At 63.5% G+C, this 22,884-nt stretch carries 21 protein-coding genes; 20 read left to right on the top strand and 1 reads right to left on the bottom strand.

All coding sequences use genetic code 11. The annotated features are described in order from the left end of the window. Window positions 1–34: 34 nt before the first annotated feature. From argS to V9L18_RS03880, 10 genes are all read left to right on the top strand, one after another. Window positions 35–1,684 (top strand): arginine--tRNA ligase, encoded by a 1,650-nt coding sequence (argS, locus tag V9L18_RS03835; RefSeq protein WP_337345839.1) that lies wholly within the window; start codon window positions 35–37, stop codon window positions 1,682–1,684. A gap of 5 nt (window positions 1,685–1,689) precedes the next feature. After that, a complete protein-coding gene (lysA, locus tag V9L18_RS03840) occupies window positions 1,690–3,153 on the top strand; it encodes a diaminopimelate decarboxylase (protein ID WP_337345840.1) in 1,464 nt (487 codons plus the stop codon). Further along, window positions 3,146–4,462, top strand: coding sequence for a homoserine dehydrogenase (locus V9L18_RS03845; RefSeq protein WP_337345841.1), 1,317 nt, complete (start codon window positions 3,146–3,148; stop codon window positions 4,460–4,462). Before lysA ends, V9L18_RS03845 begins: the two co-directional genes overlap by 8 nt. Next, a complete protein-coding gene (gene thrC, locus V9L18_RS03850) occupies window positions 4,463–5,569 on the top strand; it encodes a threonine synthase (RefSeq protein ID WP_337345842.1) in 1,107 nt (368 codons plus the stop codon). A gap of 2 nt (window positions 5,570–5,571) precedes the next feature. After that, the gene (gene thrB / locus V9L18_RS03855) at window positions 5,572–6,546 is read left to right on the top strand and encodes a homoserine kinase (RefSeq protein WP_337345843.1); all 975 of its coding nucleotides are present in this window, start codon (window positions 5,572–5,574) and stop codon (window positions 6,544–6,546) included. Window positions 6,547–6,843: 297 nt separating this feature from the next. Continuing rightward, window positions 6,844–9,042 (top strand): transcription termination factor Rho, encoded by a 2,199-nt coding sequence (rho, locus tag V9L18_RS03860; RefSeq protein WP_337345844.1) that lies wholly within the window; start codon window positions 6,844–6,846, stop codon window positions 9,040–9,042. Between the two features lie 238 nt (window positions 9,043–9,280). Continuing rightward, the gene (gene prfA / locus V9L18_RS03865) at window positions 9,281–10,354 is read left to right on the top strand and encodes a peptide chain release factor 1 (protein WP_337345845.1); all 1,074 of its coding nucleotides are present in this window, start codon (window positions 9,281–9,283) and stop codon (window positions 10,352–10,354) included. Window positions 10,355–10,366: 12 nt separating this feature from the next. Continuing rightward, window positions 10,367–11,233: a peptide chain release factor N(5)-glutamine methyltransferase gene (prmC, locus tag V9L18_RS03870; RefSeq protein WP_337345846.1), complete on the top strand. Its 867-nt coding sequence runs from the start codon at window positions 10,367–10,369 to the stop codon at window positions 11,231–11,233. 15 nt (window positions 11,234–11,248) lie between these two features. After that, on the top strand, window positions 11,249–12,073 hold the full coding sequence (locus tag V9L18_RS03875) for an L-threonylcarbamoyladenylate synthase (RefSeq protein WP_337345847.1): 825 nt from the start codon (window positions 11,249–11,251) through the stop codon (window positions 12,071–12,073). Beyond that, on the top strand, window positions 12,073–12,831 hold the full coding sequence (locus V9L18_RS03880) for a WecB/TagA/CpsF family glycosyltransferase (RefSeq protein ID WP_337345848.1): 759 nt from the start codon (window positions 12,073–12,075) through the stop codon (window positions 12,829–12,831). Before V9L18_RS03875 ends, V9L18_RS03880 begins: the two co-directional genes overlap by 1 nt. Here the strand turns inward: V9L18_RS03880 and V9L18_RS03885 are convergent. After that, the gene (locus V9L18_RS03885; RefSeq protein ID WP_337345849.1) at window positions 12,828–13,724 is read right to left on the bottom strand and encodes a glycosyltransferase; all 897 of its coding nucleotides are present in this window, start codon (window positions 13,722–13,724) and stop codon (window positions 12,828–12,830) included. The two genes, V9L18_RS03880 and V9L18_RS03885, sit on opposite strands and share 4 nt — an antisense overlap. Before the next feature lie 313 nt (window positions 13,725–14,037). On the opposite strand from V9L18_RS03885, the gene V9L18_RS03890 reads away from it, so the two are divergent. From V9L18_RS03890 to atpD, 10 genes are all read left to right on the top strand, one after another. Beyond that, window positions 14,038–15,150 (top strand): MraY family glycosyltransferase, encoded by a 1,113-nt coding sequence (locus tag V9L18_RS03890; RefSeq protein WP_337345850.1) that lies wholly within the window; start codon window positions 14,038–14,040, stop codon window positions 15,148–15,150. 104 nt (window positions 15,151–15,254) lie between these two features. Beyond that, a complete protein-coding gene (locus V9L18_RS03895) occupies window positions 15,255–15,737 on the top strand; it encodes a hypothetical protein (RefSeq protein ID WP_337345851.1) in 483 nt (160 codons plus the stop codon). Next, window positions 15,730–16,062 (top strand): AtpZ/AtpI family protein, encoded by a 333-nt coding sequence (locus tag V9L18_RS03900; RefSeq protein WP_337345852.1) that lies wholly within the window; start codon window positions 15,730–15,732, stop codon window positions 16,060–16,062. Before V9L18_RS03895 ends, V9L18_RS03900 begins: the two co-directional genes overlap by 8 nt. Before the next feature lie 81 nt (window positions 16,063–16,143). Further along, window positions 16,144–16,944: a F0F1 ATP synthase subunit A gene (gene atpB, locus V9L18_RS03905; protein WP_337345853.1), complete on the top strand. Its 801-nt coding sequence runs from the start codon at window positions 16,144–16,146 to the stop codon at window positions 16,942–16,944. A gap of 78 nt (window positions 16,945–17,022) precedes the next feature. After that, entirely contained in the window at window positions 17,023–17,226 is a 204-nt protein-coding gene (atpE, locus tag V9L18_RS03910; RefSeq protein WP_009356484.1) for an ATP synthase F0 subunit C, read from the top strand. 55 nt (window positions 17,227–17,281) lie between these two features. Further along, window positions 17,282–17,833, top strand: a complete 552-nt coding sequence (locus V9L18_RS03915; protein WP_337345854.1) for a F0F1 ATP synthase subunit B — start codon at window positions 17,282–17,284, stop codon at window positions 17,831–17,833. Then, on the top strand, window positions 17,833–18,660 hold the full coding sequence (locus V9L18_RS03920; RefSeq protein WP_337345855.1) for a F0F1 ATP synthase subunit delta: 828 nt from the start codon (window positions 17,833–17,835) through the stop codon (window positions 18,658–18,660). Before V9L18_RS03915 ends, V9L18_RS03920 begins: the two co-directional genes overlap by 1 nt. Before the next feature lie 83 nt (window positions 18,661–18,743). Further along, window positions 18,744–20,381: a F0F1 ATP synthase subunit alpha gene (gene atpA / locus V9L18_RS03925; protein ID WP_337345856.1), complete on the top strand. Its 1,638-nt coding sequence runs from the start codon at window positions 18,744–18,746 to the stop codon at window positions 20,379–20,381. A 73-nt stretch (window positions 20,382–20,454) separates the two neighbouring features. Next, window positions 20,455–21,345 carry a F0F1 ATP synthase subunit gamma gene (locus tag V9L18_RS03930; protein WP_337345857.1) on the top strand — a complete coding sequence of 297 codons (891 nt, stop codon included), beginning with the start codon at window positions 20,455–20,457 and terminating at the stop codon, window positions 21,343–21,345. An 84-nt stretch (window positions 21,346–21,429) separates the two neighbouring features. Further along, window positions 21,430–22,884, top strand: a complete 1,455-nt coding sequence (atpD, locus tag V9L18_RS03935; protein WP_337345858.1) for a F0F1 ATP synthase subunit beta — start codon at window positions 21,430–21,432, stop codon at window positions 22,882–22,884.

The following is a 22,884-nucleotide window of genomic DNA, read 5'->3' on the forward strand; positions in this document are numbered from 1 at the left end:
TCGTCCATGTGGCGGCCCCCGGTAGGCTAGAGGGGTGACTCCCGAAGAACTCTCCCTCGCCATATCCACCTGCCTGAAAGACGCCGTCGCCGCAGGCGAAATCGCGCTTTCCGCATCAGCTGTCCCTGATGAGGTGCGCGTGGAGCGACCGAAGAACCGGGACCACGGTGACTGGGCCACCAACATTGCGCTCCAGCTCGCCAAGCAGGCAGGCACAAACCCGCGTGAATTCGCCACGATCCTCAGCGCCCGGCTGAAGTCCATCAACGGTGTCTCCGCCGTGGACATCGCCGGACCCGGCTTCCTGAACATCACGGTGGATGCCGCCGCGGCAGGTGCCCTGGCGAAGGCCATTGTGGAAGCCGGACGGGAATACGGCACCAACACCGCGCTCGCCGGCCACGTCGTTAACATGGAATTCGTCTCCGCGAACCCCACCGGACCCCTCCACATAGGCCACACGCGCTGGGCCGCCTTGGGCGATGCGATCGCCCGCGTCCTGCGTGCCTCCGGAGCCGAGGTCACCGCTGAGTACTACATCAACGACGCCGGCTCGCAGATGAACGTCTTCGCCAACTCCGTTTACTCCCGGCTTCACGGACGCCCCGTGCCCGACGGCGGCTACCCCGGCCAGTACATCGCGGACCTCGGCCACGAGGTACTCAGCGAGCACCCGGACATCCGCGAGCTGACGGAAGTCGCCGCCATCCCGGTGATCCGCGCGGCGGCCTACAAGGCCCAGATGAAGGACATCAAGTCCACCCTCGCGGACTTCGGCGTGGCATTTGACGTCTACTTCTCCGAACAGGAACTGCACGACGCCGGCGCCATCGAAAGTGCCGTTGCCCGCCTTCGCGAGCAGGGTCACGTGTTCGACGACGGCGGTGCCGTTTGGCTGCGCACCACCGACTTCGGCGACGACAAGGACCGTGTGATGATCCGGGCAAACGGCGAGCCCACCTACTTTGCCGCCGATGCCGCCTATTACCTGTCGAAGAAGGACCGCGGCTTTACCGAGAAAATCTACCTCCTCGGAGCCGACCACCACGGTTACATCAACCGCCTGAAGGCCATTGCGGCCTGCGCAGGCGATGACCCCGAGGTGAACATCGAGGTGCTGATCGGCCAGCTGGTCTCCGTCAACGGTGCCAAATTGTCCAAGCGTGCCGGCAACATCATCGAGCTCAAAGACCTCATCGACTGGCTGGGCAAGGACGCCGTGCGCTACTCCCTGGCCCGTTTCCCTGCGGACTCGCCACTCACCCTGGATCCGGACCTGCTCAAGAAGCACAGCAACGAAAACCCCGTCTTCTATGTCCAGTACGCCCACGCGCGTACCCGCGGCGCCGCCCGCAACGCCGTGGCCGCTGGGGTGGACCGGAGCGCCTTCGAGGCTTCCCTGCTGGACCACGCCACGGAAAATGAGTTGCTTTCGTACCTGGGCAGCTACCCCTCCATCGTGGCCAAAGCTGCGGAACTGCGTGAGCCGCACCGCGTGGCCCGCCACCTCGAAGTGATTGCCGGCGCCTACCACCGCTGGTACGACGCCTGCCGAATCGCCCCCATGGGCGACGAGCCGGTAACCGACGTCAACCGCACCCGGCTGTGGCTTAACGACGCCACCAGCCAAGTACTGGCCAACGGCCTTGACCTCCTTGGCGTTTCCGCGCCGGAACGGATGTGATCCCCATGACAGTGCAGACCGGAAATGCAGCGTCCCCGCTGGCTCCCGACTGGCTGTCGGTGCCGGCGGATCTGAACGCCCTGCACGAACCCATGTGGGCAGGCAGCGTGCAGCGGAACAACGACGGCGTCCTCACGGTGGCGGGCATCGACGTCGCCGCCCTGAAGGAACAGTTTGGGACGCCGCTTTTTGTAATGGACGAGGCCGACTTCCGTGCCCGGGCGCGGGCCTTCAAGGATTCCTTCGACGCAGCCTTCCAGGACATCTGCGGGGGAGTGGACGTCTACTACGCCGGCAAGTCCTTCCTGTGCACGTCCGTCGTGAAATGGGTCGAGGAAGAGGGCCTGCGCCTGGACACGGCCTCGGGCGGTGAACTGGCGGTGGCCGCGCGAGCGGGCATTCCCGGTGAGCGCGTGGCCCTGCACGGCAACAACAAATCCGACGCCGAAATCCACCGCGCGCTGGACATGGGCCTTGGACGCATCGTGGTGGACAGCCTCGACGAACTGGTCCGCGTCGGTGCCATCGCGCACGGGCGCGGTGAACAGGCAAAGGTCATGCTCCGGCTGACCCCCGGCGTCTACGCCCACACGCATGAATTCATTGCCACAGCCCACGAGGACCAGAAGTTCGGCCTGTCCATGGCCGCGGACTCCACAGACAGGGAAGGACTCTCCGCGGCCGAGGAAGCGGTAGCAGCTGCTGCCGCACACCCCGGCATCGAACTGCTCGGGCTCCATTGCCACATCGGCTCGCAGATCTTCGAGCCCGACGGTTTTGCGCTGGCCGCCGAGAAGCTGTTGCGGTTCCTGGCAGCCGTGCAGGAAAAGTACTCGATCGAGTTGCCCGAACTGGACCTTGGCGGCGGCTACGGCATCGCGTACACACCCGTTGACACCCCCCGCCCCGCAGCCGACATCGCGACGGCGATGGCCGCCGTCGTACGTTCCACCTGTGCCGAGCTGGGCATCACGTCACCCAGGATCTCCATCGAGCCGGGTCGCGCCATCGTGGGCAGCACCACCTTCACGCTGTACGAGGTAGGCACACTGAAGACCGTCCGTGTTGACGCGGAAGGGCAGGAGAACGTTACGTATCCCCGCCGCTATGTGTCAGTGGACGGAGGCATGAGTGACAACGCCCGCCCGGTGCTGTACGACGCGGATTATTCGGCAATTCTTGCCTCCCGCACGTCGACGGCGTCACCGCAGCTGTCCCGCGTAGTGGGCAAACATTGCGAGAGCGGCGACATAGTTGTTAGAGATGTATATCTGCCCGAGGACGTGGCAGCCGGTGATCTGCTTGCTGTACCGGGTACCGGCGCCTACTGCTGGGCCCTGTCAAGCAACTACAACTATCTGGCCCGGCCGGGCGTTGTCGCGGTGCGCGATGGATCTGCCCGGCTGATTGTCCGCGGGGAAACCGAAGAAGATCTGCTTAACCGCGACATGGGAGTGCCGAATGACTGAATTGCGAACCCTGAAAGTGGCCCTGCTGGGCTGTGGCAACGTTGGGGCCCAGGTTGCGCGGATTCTCATTGAGGACGCCGACGCCCTTGCTGCCCGCACCGGTGCGCACCTGCAGCTCAGCGGCATCGCCGTGCGCAACGTCAATTCCAAGCGCGACGTTGACCTGCCGCAGGAACTGTTCACCACTGACGCCGAAACCCTGGTCAAGGACGCCGACCTCGTCATCGAACTCATGGGCGGCATCGAACCTGCCCGCACCCTGATCCTCTCGGCGCTGAGCAACGGCGCCTGTGTGGTGACCGGCAACAAAGCACTGCTCGCCCAGGACGGACCCACGCTCTATGAGGCAGCTGACAAGGCCGGCGTGCAGCTGTCCTACGAAGCTGCCGTCGCTGGCGCCATCCCTATCCTGCGCCCCATCCGCGACAGCCTTTCCGGCGACCGGATCACCCGGGTGCTGGGCATCGTCAACGGCACCACTAACTTCATCCTGGACCAGATGGATTCCACCGGTGCCCAGTTCGCCGATGCCCTCGCCGAAGCCCAGCGCCTCGGTTACGCGGAAGCGGACCCCACGGCCGACGTCGAAGGCCATGACGCCGCCGCCAAGGCAGCCATCCTGGCCACGCTGTCCTTCCACACCCGGTTCGCGCTGGAGAACGTCCACTGCGAAGGCATCACTTCTGTCAGCGCGTCCGACATCGCCGCGGCGAAGGATGCGGGATTTGTTATCAAGCTGCTGGCCATTGCCGAAAAACTCACCGATTCCGACGGCGGCGAAGGGGTTTCGGTGCGGGTTCACCCGACGCTGCTCCCGCGCGAGCACCCGCTGGCCGCCGTCCGCGGTGCGTTCAACGCCGTGTTTATCGAAGCGGAAAACGCCGGCGAGCTGATGTTCTACGGCCAGGGCGCCGGCGGCACCCCCACTGCCTCCGCCGTGCTGGGTGACCTCGTATCGGCCGCCCGCCGCTTGGTGCTGGGCGGACCCCAGCGCACCGAAACCACTACCGGCCACGTCCCTGCGCTGCCTATCGAAGCGGCAACCACCAGCTACTACATCGGCCTCGACGTCGCTGACCAGCCAGGCGTCCTGGCCCGCATCGCCCAGCTCTTCGCCGAGCATGGCGTGTCCATCGAAATCATGCGGCAGACCATCCACAAGGACGCCGAGTCCCACGTGGAATCGGCCGAATTGCGGATTGTCACCCACCGCGCATCCGAGGCTGCCCTCGCAGCCACCGTCGAGGCCGTGAAGGGCCTGGACGTCATCAATTCAGTTACATCCGTTCTGCGGGTAGAAGGAGTCTAAGTGGCTCACCAATGGCGCGGCGTTATCCGCGAATACGCTGACCGTCTGCCCGTGACGGAATCCACCAGGGTCATCACCCTGGGTGAGGGCGGGACCCCGCTGGTCCACGCGCAGAAACTCTCCGAACTGACCGGTTCCACCGTGTACCTGAAGGTCGAGGGAATGAACCCCACCGGTTCGTTCAAGGACCGCGGAATGACCATGGCCATGACCGCCGCCGTTGAATCCGGCGCCAAGGCCGTTGTCTGCGCGTCCACCGGCAACACCTCGGCTTCCGCCGCAGCCTACGCAACCGCCGCAGGCCTGAAGTGTGCCGTGCTGGTTCCTGAGGGCAAGATCTCCATGGGCAAGCTCAGCCAGGCCATCGCGCACGGAGCCACGCTGCTCCAGGTTGACGGCAACTTCGACAACTGCCTGGACATTGCACGGAAGCTGGGGGAGTCCTACCCGGTCTTCCTGGTCAACTCTGTCAACCCTGCCCGGATCCAAGGCCAGAAGACCGGCGCATTCGAGGTAGTGGACTCCCTGGGCGACGCTCCGGACATCCACGTCCTGCCCGTCGGCAACGCCGGCAACATCACGGCCTACTGGAAGGGCTACAAGGAGTACTCCGCGCCGTTCGAGTCCGCAACAGCCGGTACCCTTCCTGCCGTCTCCACTAAGACCCCGCAGATGTGGGGCTTCCAGGCCGCTGGCGCCGCGCCGTTCGTAGCGGGCCACCCGATCACCGAGCCGGACACCATCGCCACCGCCATCCGGATCGGCAACCCTGCCTCCTGGGACGGCGCCATCGCCGCCCGCGACGAGTCCGGCGGATTCATCGATGCCGTCACGGACGAAGAAATCCTCGATGCCCACCGCTGGCTGTCGGCCCGCGAAGGTGTCTTCGTGGAGCCCGGCTCAGCCGCCGGTGTTGCCGGGCTCTTGAAGAAGCACGCCGCGGGGGAAGTTCCGTCCGGCAAGACGATTGTCATCACCGTCACGGGCCACGGGCTCAAGGACCCTCAGTGGGCACTGCGCACCGAAGACGGCAGCGACGTGCAGCCGGTCAAGGTCTCCAACGATGTTGTGACCGTTGCAGCCGAACTGGGACTGGAAGACAAGTAGCCGTGGAAACCACCTCGCCCACCACTGTTGGCCTGCCCCTCATCGAGGCAGGACAGCGCGTCACCGTCCGGGTCCCGGCCACCAGCGCCAATCTCGGTCCCGGATATGACAGCCTTGGCCTGGCCTTGGCGTTGCATGACACCCTGACAGTGGAGAGCCTCGAAACCGACGAACTGCTTTTCGAGCTCAGCGGCGAGGGAGCCGAAACGCTGCCGCGCGATGCCAACCACCTGGTTATCCGGGCCATGGAAGCCGCCTTCGAGCGACTGGGCTACCGGCATGGCGGCTTGAAGATTATCGCGAAAAACGTCAACCCGCACGGCCGGGGCCTGGGTTCATCGGCCTCGGCTGTGGTGGCTGCAGTCTCCGCGGCCAACGCCATGGTGCCGGAGGCCGGACAGCGTGGGCGCGACTGGATCCTCCAGCTCACCAGCGAGCTGGAAGGCCATCCGGACAACGTCGCACCGGCCATTTTCGGTGGGCTGGCGCTCTCCTGGCAGGACAGTGACCAGTACAGCAGCACGTGTGCCAGTGTGCTGGAGTCGGTGATCCCGATTGTGGCGGTGCCTGATTTTGAACTGTCCACGGAGGCCGCCCGCGCGCTCCTGCCTGCCTCGGTGGGCCACCATGCCGCCGCCATGAATTCGGGCAGGGCTGCCCTGCTGATCCATGCACTGACGCAGAAGCCGGAGTTCCTGCTCGCCGGCACCGAGGATTTCCTGCACCAGAGCTACCGCGCGGAAGCCATGCGGCCCAGCGCAGCCCTGATCAGCGCGCTGCGGAAAGCCGGATATGCGGCCGTTGTCTCGGGTGCCGGGCCCACGGTCCTGGTGCTGGCCAACGGCCAAGCTGAAGCCTCCGCAGTCGTGGACTTTATCAATGCGTTTACGGCGTCAAACACGCCGGATATCGCCTGGCGCGTGCTGAAGCTCGCAGTGGACGTTGAAGGTGCTAAGGTGGACTTGCACCGGCGGTGATTCCGCCTATCTGATCTGCAGCTGCATTCAGTTGTTATTTGATCTCCTACTGCGCAACATCTTCCGGTGCCGCCTGCTTGGTCTGTCGCAGGAATCTGCAGCATGAAGTGTCTGCCCCTGAACCGTCAGTCCAGCGTTTCGCCATTAATCGGAGCGTGGGTGAATCAGTATCCGGCCCTGCTGGCCGAAATCCAACCGGCAAGGCCGAATTTCCGGCTGCAGATCTGAACTGCAGCCCAGATCAAATCATCGCGTCCAGCTCCCAGTCTGGACGCCGTCGAGGGGGAAGGATCCTTCGTGACCGAAACCACTGAGCTGTCTCCAGCTGTGGAACTATCATCTTCTGCTGCCGGATCGTCAACGGCCGCACCCGCCAAGAGCAGCGGCCTCGCCGGCCTGAAGCTCGCCCAGTTGCAGGCTCTTGCCAGCCAGCTAGGTATCTCCGGCGGATCCCGCATGCGCAAGGGGGACCTGGTCACGGCCATCTCCGCCCATCGTGCAGGCACTCCGGCCACCAAGGCCCCGGCCAAGGCTGCCGGAAAGGCGACTGAAAACCACGCCGCTCCCACTGTTGCCGCGCCTGCGACTGCACCCGCCGCTGCAGCGAGCGAAACCGCGGAGGCCCCGGCCGCCGAAGGTACCCGTGCACGTGGCCGTGGCCGCAGCCGCCGGGCAGTCAGCGACGGCGTTGTTGCCGCCGCTCCGGCGGAAGCAGCCGGCGAGGCTCCGGCCGCTGCCCCCGCCGAAGCTCCGGCCTCCCAGCCCGCCGAGGCCGGCGAGGCAGCAGAAGGCGCCGGCGAACGCCGCCAGCCCCGCACCCGCAACCGCCGCCGCGGTGAAGCAGCTGCTGCGTCCCCGCAGACCGCCGAAGCTGTCGAAACACCGGCCGAACAGCCCGTTGCCGAACAGCGCCACGCGGAGCGCACTGAAACCCAGCGCACTGAAACCCAGCGCACCGACGCCCAAGGCTCAGAAGCCGGCGACGGCCAGCGTGCCGACCGCCGTGAAGGCGGACGTAGCCGCGGTGGCCGCGACACCGCCGTTCGCGAGACCACCGACGGCGGCCGCGACAACGCAGGCAGCCGTGAGGCTGGCCAGCGTGAAGGCGCCCGTCGGGACGACTCCCGCGACAACACCCGCGACAGCGATGATTCTGACGGCGGAAGCCGCCGGAACCGCCGCAACCGCCGGGACCGGAACGACCGCAATGACCGCTCAGGCGGCCAGGATAGCCGGGACAACTCCCGCAATGACCGATTCCGCGACCGCAACGACCGCCGTCGGGGACGCGCCCAGGGACCGGACGTCGACGACGTCGAGGTCACCGAGGACGACGTCCTGCTGCCTGTCGCAGGCATCCTGGACGTCCTGGAGAACTACGCGTTCATCCGCACCTCCGGCTACCTCCCGGGCCCGAACGACGTTTATGTCTCCCTCGCCCAGGTCAAGAAGTACAACCTGCGCAAGGGCGACGCCGTGGTTGGAGCCATCCGTGCTCCGCGTGACGGCGAAGACCGCAGCCAGCAGTCAGCCCGCCAGAAGTTCAACGCCCTGGTCCGCGTGACATCAGTCAACGGCAAGACCTCCGAAGAACTCAAGGACCGCGTCGAGTTCGCCAAGCTGGTTCCGCTGTACCCGTCCGAGCGCCTGCGCCTCGAGACCGACCCCAAGAAGATCGGCCCCCGCGTCATCGACCTGGTTGCCCCGATCGGGAAGGGCCAGCGCGGCCTGATCGTCTCCCCGCCGAAGGCAGGAAAGACGCTCATCCTGCAGTCCATCGCCAACGCCATCACCACCAACAATCCTGAGGTCCACCTCATGATGGTGCTCGTTGACGAACGCCCCGAAGAAGTCACCGACATGCAGCGCACGGTCAAGGGTGAGGTTATTGCCTCCACCTTCGACCGTCCGGCCGATGACCACACCACCGTGGCCGAACTCTCCATCGAACGCGCCAAGCGCCTCGTGGAAATGGGCATGGACGTGGTGGTCCTCCTGGACTCCATGACCCGCCTGGGCCGCGCCTACAACCTGGCAGCACCGGCCTCTGGCCGCATTCTGTCCGGTGGTGTTGACTCCGCCGCGCTGTACCCGCCGAAGCGCTTCTTCGGTGCAGCCCGGAACATCGAAAACGGTGGCTCCCTGACCATCCTGGCAACCGCCCTTGTGGAGACTGGTTCCAAGATGGACGAGGTCATCTTCGAAGAGTTCAAGGGCACCGGCAACATGGAGCTCCGCCTGTCCCGCCAGCTGGCTGACAAGCGCATCTTCCCGGCCGTGGACGTCAACGCTTCCGGCACCCGCCGCGAAGAGAACCTGCTTTCCCCCGAGGAAGTCAAGATCATGTGGAAGCTGCGCCGCGTCCTCTCCGGACTCGAAACGCAGCAGAGCCTTGAACTGTTGACCAACAAGATCCGGGAGACCCAGAGCAACGTCGAGTTCCTCATGCAGGTCCAGAAGACGACGCTTGGTGCGAAGTCGGATAACGACAAGTAGCTGTTTTCAGGGGCGGGGTGCGGTTGCCTCGCGTGGTTCGCCACGCGGGTTTTCCGCCCCCGCCCCTTCGCGTGGTGGCCATGTCCTGACGGACTTGGCCACCACGCTTCGGCAGGCCCGATGCCACTCCCGGGGCGGAAAACCCACGCGTCGGGTGCCCGGTTCACCGTGTGCCCGGCCGCTTTGGGATGGATTCCTGTGCCCCACTAAAATGGGTGCAGAACGAAAGGTTTTGAAAATGTTTGAGTCCGTACAGGGCCTGCTTGATGAGCATGATGCTATCCAGGCGCAGCTTGGGGATCCTGCTGTTTATGCTGACCAGCGGCTGGCCCGGAAGCTGGGGCGGCGGTCTGCCCAGCTGAACGGCATTGTTGAGGCCTACCACAAGTGGGAGGGCATCCGGGATGATCTTGCTGCTGCCAAGGAAATGGCGGGGGAGGACCCCGAGTTCGCTGCCGAGGTGCCTGAACTGGAGGCTGCGCTCGAGACGGCCTCCGCGAAGCTGCGCCGTCTGCTCATCCCGCGCGACCCTGACGACGCCCGCAACGTGATCCTTGAGGTCAAGGGCGGCGAGGGCGGCGATGAGGCTGCGCTGTTCGCCGGCGACCTGCTGCGGATGTACACCCGGTACGCGGAATCGCGCGGCTGGAAGACCGAACTTATCTCGGCCACGGAGTCTGACCTGGGCGGCTACAAGGACGTCCAGATGGCCGTCAAGGGCAACTCGAACGATCCTGCCGAAGGCGTCTATGCACGGCTCAAGTTCGAAGGTGGTGTGCACCGTGTGCAGCGCGTGCCCGTGACGGAGTCGCAGGGCCGTATCCACACTTCGGCTGCCGGCGTGCTGGTGCTGCCTGAAGTTGACGAGCCCGAAGAGCTCGAAATCAACCAGAACGATCTCAAGATCGACGTCTACCGTTCCTCGGGACCCGGTGGCCAGTCGGTGAACACCACTGACTCCGCCGTCCGCATCACCCACCTTCCCACGGGGATCGTGGTGGCTATGCAGAACGAAAAGTCGCAGCTGCAGAACCGCGAAGCGGGCATGCGCGTCCTCCGGGCCCGCATCCTGGCCCACCAGCAGGAGCAGATCGACGCCGAGAACTCGGCCCAGCGCAAGTCGCAGATCCGTACGATGGACCGTTCGGAGCGCATCCGCACTTACAACTATCCCGAAAACCGGATCGCGGACCACCGTACCGGCTACAAGGCCTACAACCTGGACCAGGTCATGAACGGCGACCTCGAGCCCGTCATCCAGTCCGCCATCGAGATGGACGAACAGGCACGCCTGGACGCCATCGGCGAATAGCCCTCCCAAGAGATGACTGGTTCGGAGCGGACCCTCGCGGCAGCCGTCAGTGAGGCCACCACCATACTGCAGCAAGCCGGAGTTCCCAGTCCCCGTGTCGACGCCGAGTTGCTCGCCGAACACCTGCTCGGCGTCGGCCTCGGCCGGCTCCGGGCGATGATGCTTGGGAACTCCCCGGCGCCGGAGGGCTACTCGGACCTCGTGGCCGAACGCGCGCAGCGGACCCCACTCCAGCACATCACGGGCGTTGCGCACTTCCGCTACCTGGAACTCGCCGTCGGACCTGGCGTTTTCATCCCACGGCCCGAAACCGAGTCTGTCGTCCAGCTGGTCATCGACCATGTCAAAGGCATGGAACACCCGCGGATTGTGGATTTGGGCACAGGTTCCGGCGCGATTGCCGGTTCCATTGCCCATGAGGTTCCGGGCTCGGACGTGCACGCCGTGGAGTACAGCCCGTTCGCGCACGCGTGGGCGGCGAAGAACCTCGCTCCCCTCGGTGTGAACCTCGTCCTGGGGGACCTGCGCGACGCGCTTCCCGAACTTAACGGAACTTTCGACGTCGTCATTTCGAATCCGCCGTACATCCCGGCCGAAGCCGTTCCCAACGAGCCGGAAGTTGCGCTCCACGATCCGCCGGAAGCATTGTACGGCGGGGGAGCGGATGGCATGGAACTCCCGACGGCGGCGGCAGCTTCCGCGGCGCGGCTGCTGGTTCCCGGGGGCTACTTCGTGATGGAACATGCTGAGGTCCAGGCCGGCTGGATCAAGGCGATGTTGTCGCGGTCCGGTGTGTGGACCGGAATTACCACGCACCTGGATCTCAACGGCAAGGAACGGGCCACCAGCGCGGTGCTTTCCGGCCTGGACCACGAGTGATGAAAGAATGAGGCAGTGAGCACAACCTATAACTGCACGTCAGACGATCAGCGCGCCCTGGGACTGGAACATGCCCAGCGTGCCATCAGCGAACAGAAATGCGTCGTATTCCCCACGGACACTGTCTATGGGATCGCTGCCGATGCCTTTTCGCCGCAGGCTGTCACCATGCTGCTGGTCTCCAAAGGGCGCGGCCGCAGCATGCCGCCGCCGGTCCTCATCCCCAGGATCAATGCCCTCGACGGTCTAGCCACAGACGTGTCAGCGGACGCCCGCAAACTCGCTGAAGCTTTCTGGCCCGGCGGACTTACGCTGATCCTGCACGCCCAGCCGTCCCTGGACTGGGACCTCGGCGACACGAAGGGAACGGTAGCCCTCCGGATGCCCGCAGATGAAGTGGCACAGGAACTGCTGACCTTGACCGGTCCGCTGGCGGTGTCGTCGGCCAACCGTACCGGCCACGCTGCGGCCCAGACCGCCGCCGAGGCGCGGGAACAGCTCGCTGAGTCCGTGGAGGTCTACCTTGAAGGCGGATTCCGGCCGCTTGAGGGCACTGAGGGTGTTCCCTCAACAATTGTTGATGCCACCGGTCCGCTGCTCCGCGTGGTTCGGAACGGCGCCGTGACCCTCCAACAGTTGCGCGAGCACGTTCCAGGGGTGCTGGGGCTCGGTGAGATCCCTATGGCCGAGGAACCTGCGGACGAGGCGCCAGTAGGCGACTCTGAAGTGGATGAGGCCCCCCTGGATGAAGTCCCCCTGGCTGAAGCCACCCTGGATGAAGGCCCTACAGGCGCAACGGCGGGGGAGCCAACCGGTCCGAAACAGGAGCCGAACGCTTGATGACCCTGCTCCGCCAGGCCATTCCTGTCCTCGGTGTTGACGCCACGCCCCTGAGGGTGGACGAACTGATTGATGTCCTTGAGGGGTTCGTTAACGACGGCAGCACAAGGACCGTCGTCGGCCATAACCTGCATAGCGTGACACTGACCCATTCGGATCCCGGCTTCCGCCGCCTCTACGAGGACAGCGACGTTGTGCTTCTGGACGGAGCGCCAGTGCTGTGGCTCTGGGGCCGTACCGGGCAGGCTTCCGGGCCGGTCATGGAGTACCGGCTTGGGTCAACGGACTGGATTCCCGCCCTGGGGCGGCTGGCCGGCCTGGAGCGGATCGCAGTGGTCGGCGCCGGCGCCGAGGCCAACGCGAAGGCCGTAGCAAGGTTGGAGGGCATTGTCCCGTCCGCGGCGGTCTCAGGCTTTCCTGGCGAAGGCTGGAACGACGACGTCGAGGACACCGCCGCCGCCTGGCTCACCGAACAGCGTCCCCAGTTGGTGCTCCTGGGACTGGGCATGCCGCTGCAGGAATCAGTGCTGCAGCGCAGGCTGGATACCCTGCCGCCGGCCATTTACTGCGCCGTAGGCGGGGCGATCGAGCAGCTCGCCGGAATCCAGAAGCTGGCACCCCGCTGGCTGGGCCGGCTGGGGCTCGAATGGGCCTGGCGCCTGGTCCTGCACCCGCGCAGGGTGGCCTACCGCGTCTTTGGCGAGCCGTGGGTCCTGCTGTGGCTGCTCGCACGGCGCCGCCTCAGGCGGACGTCCTAGAACTTCTGCTCTTCCAGCGGAGCAAATCCCTTGGCCCGCAGCCCGGTGGTAAACGATCTGGCCCAGTCCAGGAACCCGGGCAGGTCTCGGCGCTGCGCAAAATAGCCAACGTAGCCGCCGACGTCGGCCACGAAGGACTTGACCCGGAAATACCGGCGGATCAGATAACCGCGGTTGCGGTAGTAGTAATACCGCTTGAAGGCCGACTCCGGCACGATGACATGCCAGCCGGCCCCATAGACGTGTTTGGTTTCGGCGAAGGCGTGGGGGTGCGTGATGGCGGTGGTTGTGACGGTGCCAAACCGGATGCCCGCCTTGCGGAGCCGGATTGTGAAGTCCACTTCGTCGCCCCGGATGAAGAGGCGCATGTCCGGCAGGCCCACCTTGAAGAAGACGTCTGAGCGGATCAACGCGCCGTTGAAGAAATGTCCGTCATCCAATAGGAAACCGACCTTCTCCAGTTCGGCGCGGTCGTGGGTGACTTTTCCGTCCAGGCGGAAGAAGAACGACAGCCGGTCGGGCTGGCCCGGCGCGACAACGAGGGGTACCACGGCCTCCAGATCGCGGGCTTCAGCTTCGCGAAGCAGGGTGGCCAGGCATTCCGGGTCAGCCGGTTCGGCGTCGTCGTCCATCATCCAGATCCAGTCTGCGCCGCTTGCGACGGCCTTGAGCGCCGCCAGGGCGAAGCCGCCGGCGCCGCCCAGGTTGGCCTCGGACCGGACATAGTCCACGTTGGAATGCTTACTGGCTACGTCGCGTGCGGGGTTGGTGCCGCTGTCAACCAGGCAGATGGTGTCCACGGATGCGGACTGGGCGTTGATGGCGTCCAACAGGGTGGACAGCTCCCGGTGACGGTCGAAGGTCACCGCAGCAACAGCAATACGGGGGGTCATGGACTTCCTTTCAGCATGGCTGACAGGGAATTCCCCGCTCGCAGTGCGCCGTGTGGCGCGAAGCCATGAAGCCGTTGGCGCTAGTATCTTTGACTAGAGTCCACTGTAATACAGCCGTGTAAGGCACTGCGTACAAGAAAAAAATGCACTGCCTGCTGCGCGCCCGGCGACGGAGAAGTTTCATTTATCGAAGAACAGATCCCCTGCCAGTGAGCCCATCGACCACGGAACAGCCGCTGTTGTGGCTGCCCAGCCCCAGCACTGCCGTAGCTCCAGGAGCTACGGCAGGAACTGACGAAATGGCCGCCATCGCATGATTATGTACCTGCTCATGGGCTTGACGGCTGCCGTCGTGTCCTACTCGGCAACCTGGGGTGCCCGGGTTATCGGAAACCGGCTCGAGCTCCACATGCCCATCCGCAGCCGCGACATGCATTCGACGCCGGTATCACGGCTGGGCGGCGTGGCTATCTTCCTTGGTGTGATGGTGGCCCTGATCGTGGCCAGCCAATCCTTCTTCGTGAAGGACATCTACCGGAACAACTTTTCCCCGTGGGGAATCCTCGCCGGAGCCGTGCTGATCGTGCTGGTAGGTATAGCCGATGACCTGCTGGACATCCGTTGGTGGGTCAAGCTCATCGGGCAAAGTGCGGCAGCCCTGGTGGTAGCCATCTGGGGAGTCCAGATGACGATTGTTCCCTGGGTACCGGAACCGATCACCCTGGAAAATGAGATGCTTCGGGTGGTGCTGACCGCGGGGCTGATCGTGACCACCATGAACGCCTTCAACTTCATCGACGGCCTTGATGGACTGGCTGCCGGCGTGGCCATCATCGGCGGCACAGCGTTCTTCTTCACCGCCTACTGGGTCCACCGCACATCCGTCATCTTGGATAAATCGGACCTCGCCACGCTGATTACGGTGGTCCTGGTGGGCAGCTGCATAGGTTTCCTGCCGCACAACTGGTTCCCCTCCAAGATCTTTATGGGGGACTCCGGCGCCATGCTCATCGGCCTGCTCATGGCCTCCGCGGGTATTGTCTCCACCGGACAGATCACGTCAGGGTTGTATGACCGGGCCAACGGTATCTCCACCGTGATACCCATCCTGCTGCCCTTCGCAGTACTGTTCCTCCCACTGCTTGACCTGGGCCTCGCCGTTGTTCGGCGCACGGCACGCGGACGTTCCCCGTGGTCGGCGGACCGCGGGCACCTCCACCACAAACTGCTTGATATCGGCTATTCGCACCGGACCGTGGTGATCCTCATGTATCTGTGGACTGCCATCCTGTCCTTCGGAGGGCTGGCTTTTGCAGTGTTCCCGTGGCAGATTGTGCTCTCTGTTGACCTCTTCGCCACCCTGGTGATGGGCCTCGTGACGGCGTGGCCGTACCTGCGGCGAAGGAAAGAGGAACCCGCGGCGTAACGGCGTTCGGAAATATTTCTATCTCGTGTAGAATTTAGGGGCAGCTCAAGCTGACCTCCACCACGCCCCTGGCTCCTTGCCTTGGTACCGACGATTGGGATCATATGACCTCCAACGCCGACTCCGGACCCGTGTCCGGCAACGGACCCGTTGGTGTCTCCGGTCCCACCCGGTCACTGTGGCTCCGCCTTCTTGTACTCAGCTCGCTGGCCGCCGGGGCAGGCCTGGTCCTGTGTTCCGTGGTTGCGGCGTTCCTGGACGGCGTGAATGGTGCCCTGTCGGCTGTGCTGGGCGGATTGCTGGTGATGCTGTTCTTCGGCATCAGCCTCCTCGTGGGCCATTTCGTCGGGCGCAGCAATCCATCGGGCGCCATCGGCGTCTTTGTTGCGACATATTTCATCAAAGTCGTGGGGTTCGCCGTCGTCCTGTTCCTTATCGGTGCTCCGGAGTGGCTTCACGGCCGATGGTTCCTGATCGGGGCCGTCGCCGCCGTCGTACTTTGGCAGGGTGCGGAGATCTACGGCTTCAGCAAGGCACGGTTGCAGATCTACAACGACCCCGAGACCAAGGAACCACGCGATGTCTGACCGGAAGCGAAACAGGGGCCCGTCAAAGCCTCGCGTAACCGGTTCCGCACCCGGTGTATCCACTGAAAACAACGACGGCGGATACAACGCCGGGATGGCCGTCTTCAGCTACATAATTGGCGGAATCATCGTCTGGAGTTTGATAGGGTGGGGTCTGGATAATCTGTGGGGAACCCGCTGGATCGTGCTCGCAGGCGCTCTGCTTGGAGCTGTCGGAGGATTTTATCTTTCCCACATGCATGGCCTTACCAGTCTCAGAAACACAGCCGGTAAGAGCGGCGCAGACAGCGGCCCGTCCGCGGACGGAAACACTAATGCCAAATAATTTCACACGGGGAACAGCGGAGCGCAAATCCGCGGATCCCCGACCAACGCCCAATGATGGACACTGCAGAGAGGAAACGCGTTGATCGCGCTTGCGCTCCCGGCCCAAGATTCAGGAGAGTTCACTCCTCCTGGAATTGAAGAAATGCACCTGCCGGCAATCCTGCCGTGGGGGGCGGCAGACGGATTCTCCAAGCAGATGCTGCTGGTAATCCTGTCGGTCGTCATTATCGCCACATTCTTTCTGCTAGCTGCACGGAAGCAGCAGCTTGTCCCCGGCAAGCTCCAGTTCGCTGGTGAAATGGCCTACGGCTTTGTGCGTAACAGCATCGCCAAGGACATTATCGGCGGCAAAGACTTTATGAAGTATGTCCCGCTGTTGTTCAGCCTCTTCTTCTTTATTCTCGTGAACAACATTTACGGCGCCATCCCCGTGATCCAGCTTCCGAGCTTCTCGCACGTCGGCGGTGCGTATGTCCTTGCGGGCATCGTCTACTTCACCTGGATTGCCATCGGCATCAAGAAGAACGGCATCAAGTACTTCAAGCTGGCCACCGTGCCGTCCGGAGTCCCGTTCTACATCCTGCCCATCGTGGTTCCGATCGAGATCATCTCCAACTTCCTGGTTCGTCCGGTCACGCACAGCCTCCGTCTGTTTGCCACCATGCTGGCCGGCCACCTCATCGTGATGCTTGCCGGTTCCGGCATCGAGTACCTCGTGATGCAGGAAAACCTCCTGTTGAAGGGCACCTCGGTCCTGGTCCTGGTCGGCGCCATCGCCATGTACATGCTCGAAGCCCTGATCATGGCGCTTCAGGCGTACGTCTTTACCCTGCTGACCGCCATCTACATCGAAGGCGCTCTGCACGCGGACAGCCACTAGGCTCCCAAAATCTTCCCCTTGCGGGGATGAAGCAAACCAAACAACCTGCCACACAGATGGCATCTTGAAAGGAATAAAATGGAAGGCAATCTCAACCTCGTAGGTTACGGTCTGTCCGCAATCGGCGGTGGTATCGGTGTGGGTCTCGTGTTCGCTGCCTACATCAACGGTGTAGCACGTCAGCCGGAAGCACAGCGCGTCCTGCAGCCGATCGCATTCCTCGGCCTTGCGCTGACTGAAGCCCTCGCCATCCTCGGCCTGGTCTTCGCTTTCGTTCTCTAGTCTGACTTCAGAACAAGCGAACATCCAGAACCGAGTAGATAAGGACGGGTGAATTATGAATCAGCTGATCATCTCAGCCGCCACAGAGGGTGAAACCAGCCCCCTGATGCCCAATGTCTGGGAAATGGGCGTCGTCCTCGTCGGCTTTGCTGTCCTCATGTACATCGTGGTCAAGTTCATTGTCCCGATGTTCGAGAAGACATTCGCAGAGCGTGCCGAGGCCATCGAAGGTGGCATCGCGAAGGCTGAAAAGGCCCAGGCTGAGGCCTCCGCTGCACTCGAGGAATACAAGCAGCAGCTGACTGACGCCCGCGCAGAAGCCAACCGCATCCGCGAGGAAGCACGTGCAGAAGGCGCTCAGATCCTTGCTGACCTGAAGGAAAAGGCGGCTGCAGAGTCCGCCCGCATCACCGCTCAGGCACACGTGCAGATCGAATCGGAGCGCCAGGCCGCAGTTGTGTCCCTGCGCTCCGAGGTGGGCACTCTCGCCACCACCCTGGCAGGACGCATTGTTGGTGAAGCACTCACCGATGACGAGCGTTCGGCTCGCGTCGTTGACCGCTTCCTGGCAGATCTGGAGAACCAGAACGCAGGTGCAGCTCAGTAATGGCAGGTGTATCGAGCGGATCGCTGGCCACGGCACTGACCGCGTTGGAAGCCAAGCTTCCCATCGCCTCACTGCAGCTGGCTAAGGAACTCTTCGGAATCCTGGGAACGGTGGACAGCTCGGCTGGCTTGCGCCGCGCCCTGACTGACCCGTCCCGTAGCGGTGACGAAAAGTCGGCGCTGGTCAAGCAGCTGTTTGGCGGGAAAGTCTCCGCTGATGCTGCGGATATCGCGGGCGGACTGGCCAGTTTGCGCTGGGCATCGGCACGAGACATCGGCGATGCACTCGAGACTCTTGCCGCAACGGTGGTCATCGCCGTCGCTGAAAACAAGTCTGCCGTTTCTGCCTCCGGAATCTCTGGGCTGGAAGAGCTGGAGAACGATCTGTTCTCCTTCAACCAGGCCGTTGCCTCCAGCCACGAGGTACAACGTGCCCTGTCCGAACCACAGGCAAGCGGTGCTGCAAAGACCACCCTCACCGAAAGGCTGGTTCCTGGCGCAAGCGAGGAAGCCAAAGTCCTCATCGGCCAGGCGGTCTCGCAGCCCCGAGGCCTGAAGCCGACCAGGCTGGTGGCGCGGTTCGCCGAGCTGGCGGCCAAGCGGCAGCAGCGCTGGATTGCAACGGTCAGCGTCACCCGTCCTTTGACGGAGACGCAGTTCAGCCGCCTCCAGGCAGGGCTCAACTCCCTGTATGGTCGCGAGCTCAAGGTCAACATCAACGTTGATCCTGCACTGATCGGCGGAATCCGTGTCCAGGTAGGCGACGAAGTGCTTGACGCTTCCGTTGTTTCCCGTCTGGGCCAGCTTCACCGCCAACTGGCCGGCTAGCCGGACAAGCACAACTTAACTGATAGAAACCCCGGTCATCGTGAGCAACGATGATCACGAAAACAGGAGAGCAGGGACTGCAGATGGCCGAATTGACCATCAACGCCGACGACGTCCGTAATGCGTTGAACGAGTTCGCGGCGTCCTACGAACCCGGAAACGCAGAGCGCGTAGAGGTTGGCCGCGTAACCACCGCAAGTGACGGCATCGCCCGTGTTGAGGGCCTTCCCTCGGTCATGGCGAACGAGCTGCTTCGCTTCGAGGACGGCACGCTGGGCCTCGCCCAGAACCTTGACGTCCGCGAAATCGGTGTCATCATCCTCGGTGACTTCACGGGCATCGAAGAAGGCCAGGAAGTCCACCGCACCGGTGAGATCCTTTCCGTGCCGGTAGGCGACGCGTTCCTTGGACGCGTTGTTGACCCGCTGGGCCAGCCGATCGATGACCTCGGTGAGATCAAGGCTGAGACCACCCGTGCGCTTGAACTCCAGGCTCCCGGCGTCACCCAGCGCAAGTCGGTCCACGAACCGATGCAGACCGGACTCAAGGCCATCGACGCCATGATCCCGATCGGCCGTGGCCAGCGCCAGCTGATCATTGGTGACCGCCAGACCGGTAAGACGGCCATCGCCGTGGACACCATCATCAACCAGAAGGCCAACTGGGCTTCCGGAGATGTCTCCAAGCAGGTTCGCTGCGTCTACGTCGGTGTTGGCCAGAAGGCTTCCACCATCGCAGCGGTCCGCCAGACCCTTGAGGACCACGGAGCACTCGAGTACACCACCATCGTGGCGTCTCCCGCTTCCGACCCCGCAGGCTTCAAGTACTTGGCCCCTTACGCCGGTTCGGCCATTGGCCAGCACTGGATGTACGGCGGCAAGCACGTCCTGGTGATCTTCGATGACCTGTCCAAGCAGGCCGAAGCCTACCGCGCAGTGTCACTGCTGCTGCGCCGCCCGCCGGGACGCGAAGCCTACCCGGGTGACGTCTTCTACCTGCACTCCCGCCTGCTGGAGCGTTGTGCCAAGCTCTCCGACGAGCTCGGTGCGGGTTCGATGACCGGCCTGCCGATCGTCGAGACCAAGGCAAACGACGTTTCCGCCTACATTCCGACCAACGTGATCTCGATCACCGACGGCCAGATCTTCCTCCAGTCGGACCTCTTCAACGCCAACCAGCGTCCCGCTGTTGACGTTGGTGTCTCGGTGTCCCGCGTTGGTGGCGCTGCCCAGGTCAAGTCCATGAAGAAGGTCTCCGGTACCTTGAAGCTGGACCTGGCCCAGTACCGCGACATGCAGGCTTTCGCCATGTTCGCCTCGGACCTGGATGCAGCTTCGCGCCAGCAGCTCACCCGTGGCGCCCGCCTGATGGAACTGCTGAAGCAGGGCCAGTACTCGCCGTTCCCGGTCGAAGACCAGGTTGTGTCCATCTGGGCAGGCACTAACGGATACCTCGACGACGTGCCGGTGGAAGACATCAGCCGCTTCGAGTCCGAGTTCCTGGAGCACCTCAAGCACAAGTCCTCGATCCTCACCACGCTGGCACAGACCAACGTTTTGGGCGACGACACCGCAGAAGCACTGAAGACCGCCATCGTGGACTTCAAAAAGGGTTTCTTCGGCGAGGGTGACAACCGCCTGGTAGGGGCTGGCCACGAGGAGCATGATGCTATCTCCGAGGGCGAAGTCGACCAGGAAAAAATCGTCAAGCAGAAGCGCTAGTTCCGTTGAACGGGGTGCGCCGGACCCACGGGTCCGGCGCACCCGGTCTACGGAATCTTAGGAAAGGATAAGTATGGGAGCCCAGATTCGGGTCTACCGCCAGAAGATCAGCTCGACCACGTCGATGCGCAAGATCTTCAAGGCGATGGAACTGATCGCTACCTCGCGCATCGGCAAGGCCCGTGCGCGCGTAGCAGCTTCACTGCCTTACGCGAACGCCATCACGCGCGCCGTTTCTGCTGTCGCCAGCCAAAGCGAAATCGACCACCCGCTGACCACTGAGCCGGAGCAGATCCGCCGTGCCGCAGTCCTGGTAATTACCTCGGACCGTGGCCTGGCAGGATCCTACTCGGCAAGTGTGCTCAAGCAGGCGGAAGGTCTCAACGAGCTGCTCCATGCTGAAGGCAAGGAAGTCAAGACCTACCTCGTCGGCCGCAAGGGACAGGCGTACTACGAGTTCCGGAACCGCGAGTATGCGCGGGTCTGGACCGGTGGCACTGACGCCCCTGAATTCGCCACTGCGCGCGAAGTCGGGGAAGCGCTGCTGACGGATTTCGCAACGGCCTACGAAGAGGGCGGCGTGGATGAAATCCACGTTGTGTACACCCGCTTCAAGTCCATGGTGACCCAGGAGCCGACGGTTATCCGCCTGCTCCCGCTCGAGGTCGTTGAAGAGCAGGCCGCTTCGGAATCGGAGCTCTTGCCGCTGTACGAATTCGAACCGGAATCGGAGCAGGTTCTTGATGCCCTGCTGCCGCGCTACATCGAATCCCGTATCTTCGCAGCCATGTTGCAGGCAGCAGCTTCCGAGCTTGCTGCGCGCCAGCGGGCGATGAAGTCCGCCGGCGACAACGCGACGGACCTGATCAAGAAGTACACGCGTCTGCGCAACACGGCCCGCCAGGCTGAAATCACGCAGGAGCTTTCCGAAATCGTTGCCGGCGCCGACGCCCTCGCGTCCTAGCCTTCGGCATTTTCGGTTCCCGCGGGACCTGCACCACAACAGATAAACTTAACCCCACGCCATCTACTGAGTGAAGTGAGAGAGATGACTGCCACTGCTACCGAACACGTAGCCGCAACGTCCGGTGCCACCGGCCGTATTGCACGTGTTATTGGCCCGGTTGTCGACGTCGAATTCCCGGCTGACGCAATCCCGTCGATTTACAATGCCCTGTCCACGGAGATCACCCTCAACGGTGTCACCAAGACCATCACGTTCGAGACCTCCCAGCACCTGGGTGACAACCTCGTCCGCGCCATCTCCCTGCAGGCTACCGACGGACTCGTCCGCGGCACGTCCGTGGTGGACAGCGGCGCCCCGATCTCCGTGCCTGTTGGCGACGGCGTCAAGGGCCACATCTTCAACGTCCTGGGCCAGCCCCTCGACGTTGCCGAGTCGGAACTGGAGATCAGCGAACGCTGGCCCATCCACCGCAAGGCTCCTGCCTTCGCTTCGCTTGAAGGCTCCACCGAGATGCTGGAAACCGGCATCAAGGTGATCGACCTTCTCACCCCGTACATCAAGGGTGGAAAGATCGGCCTCTTCGGCGGTGCCGGCGTGGGCAAGACCGTTTTGATCCAGGAAATGATCACCCGTGTTGCCCGCAACTTCGGTGGTACCTCCGTATTCGCCGGTGTGGGCGAGCGTACCCGCGAGGGCAACGACCTCTGGGTTGAAATGGAAGAGGCTGGAGTCCTCAAGGACACCGCCCTTGTATTCGGCCAGATGGATGAGCCGCCGGGAACGCGCCTGCGCGTGGCATTGTCGGCCCTGACCATGGCGGAGTACTTCCGCGATGTCCAGAACCAGGACGTGCTGCTCTTCATCGATAACATCTTCCGTTTCACGCAGGCAGGCTCCGAGGTTTCCACCCTCCTCGGCCGCATGCCTTCGGCTGTGGGCTACCAGCCCAACCTTGCGGACGAAATGGGCCTCCTCCAGGAGCGCATTACGTCCACCAAGGGCCACTCCATCACCTCGATGCAGGCTATCTACGTTCCCGCAGATGACTACACCGACCCGGCCCCGGCCACGACCTTCGCACACCTCGACGCGACCACGGAACTTTCCCGTGAAATCGCCTCCCGTGGTCTGTACCCGGCCGTTGACCCGCTGACGTCGACTTCCCGAATCCTGGATCCCCAGTACATCGGCAAGGACCACTACAACACGGCTGTCCGCGTGAAGCAGATCCTGCAGAAGAACAAGGAACTCCAGGACATCATCGCCATCCTCGGCGTTGACGAACTCTCGGAAGAGGACAAGATCGTCGTGTCGCGTGCACGCCGCATCCAGCAGTTCCTGTCCCAGAACACCTACACCGCCAAGCAGTTCACCGGCGTCGAAGGCTCCACGGTTTCCATCAAGGACACCGTCGAAGGCTTCACGGCGATCTGCGACGGCGACCTTGACCACATCGCAGAGCAGGCGTTCTTCAACGTCGGCGGCCTGGATGATGTTGAGCGCCAGTGGGCCAAGATCCAGGAACAGACCAAGTAA

Origin of the sequence: Pseudarthrobacter sp. CCNWLW217 (genome assembly GCF_037203985.1) — a bacterium.
In the GTDB taxonomy this organism is placed as follows: Bacteria; Actinomycetota; Actinomycetes; order Actinomycetales; family Micrococcaceae; genus Arthrobacter.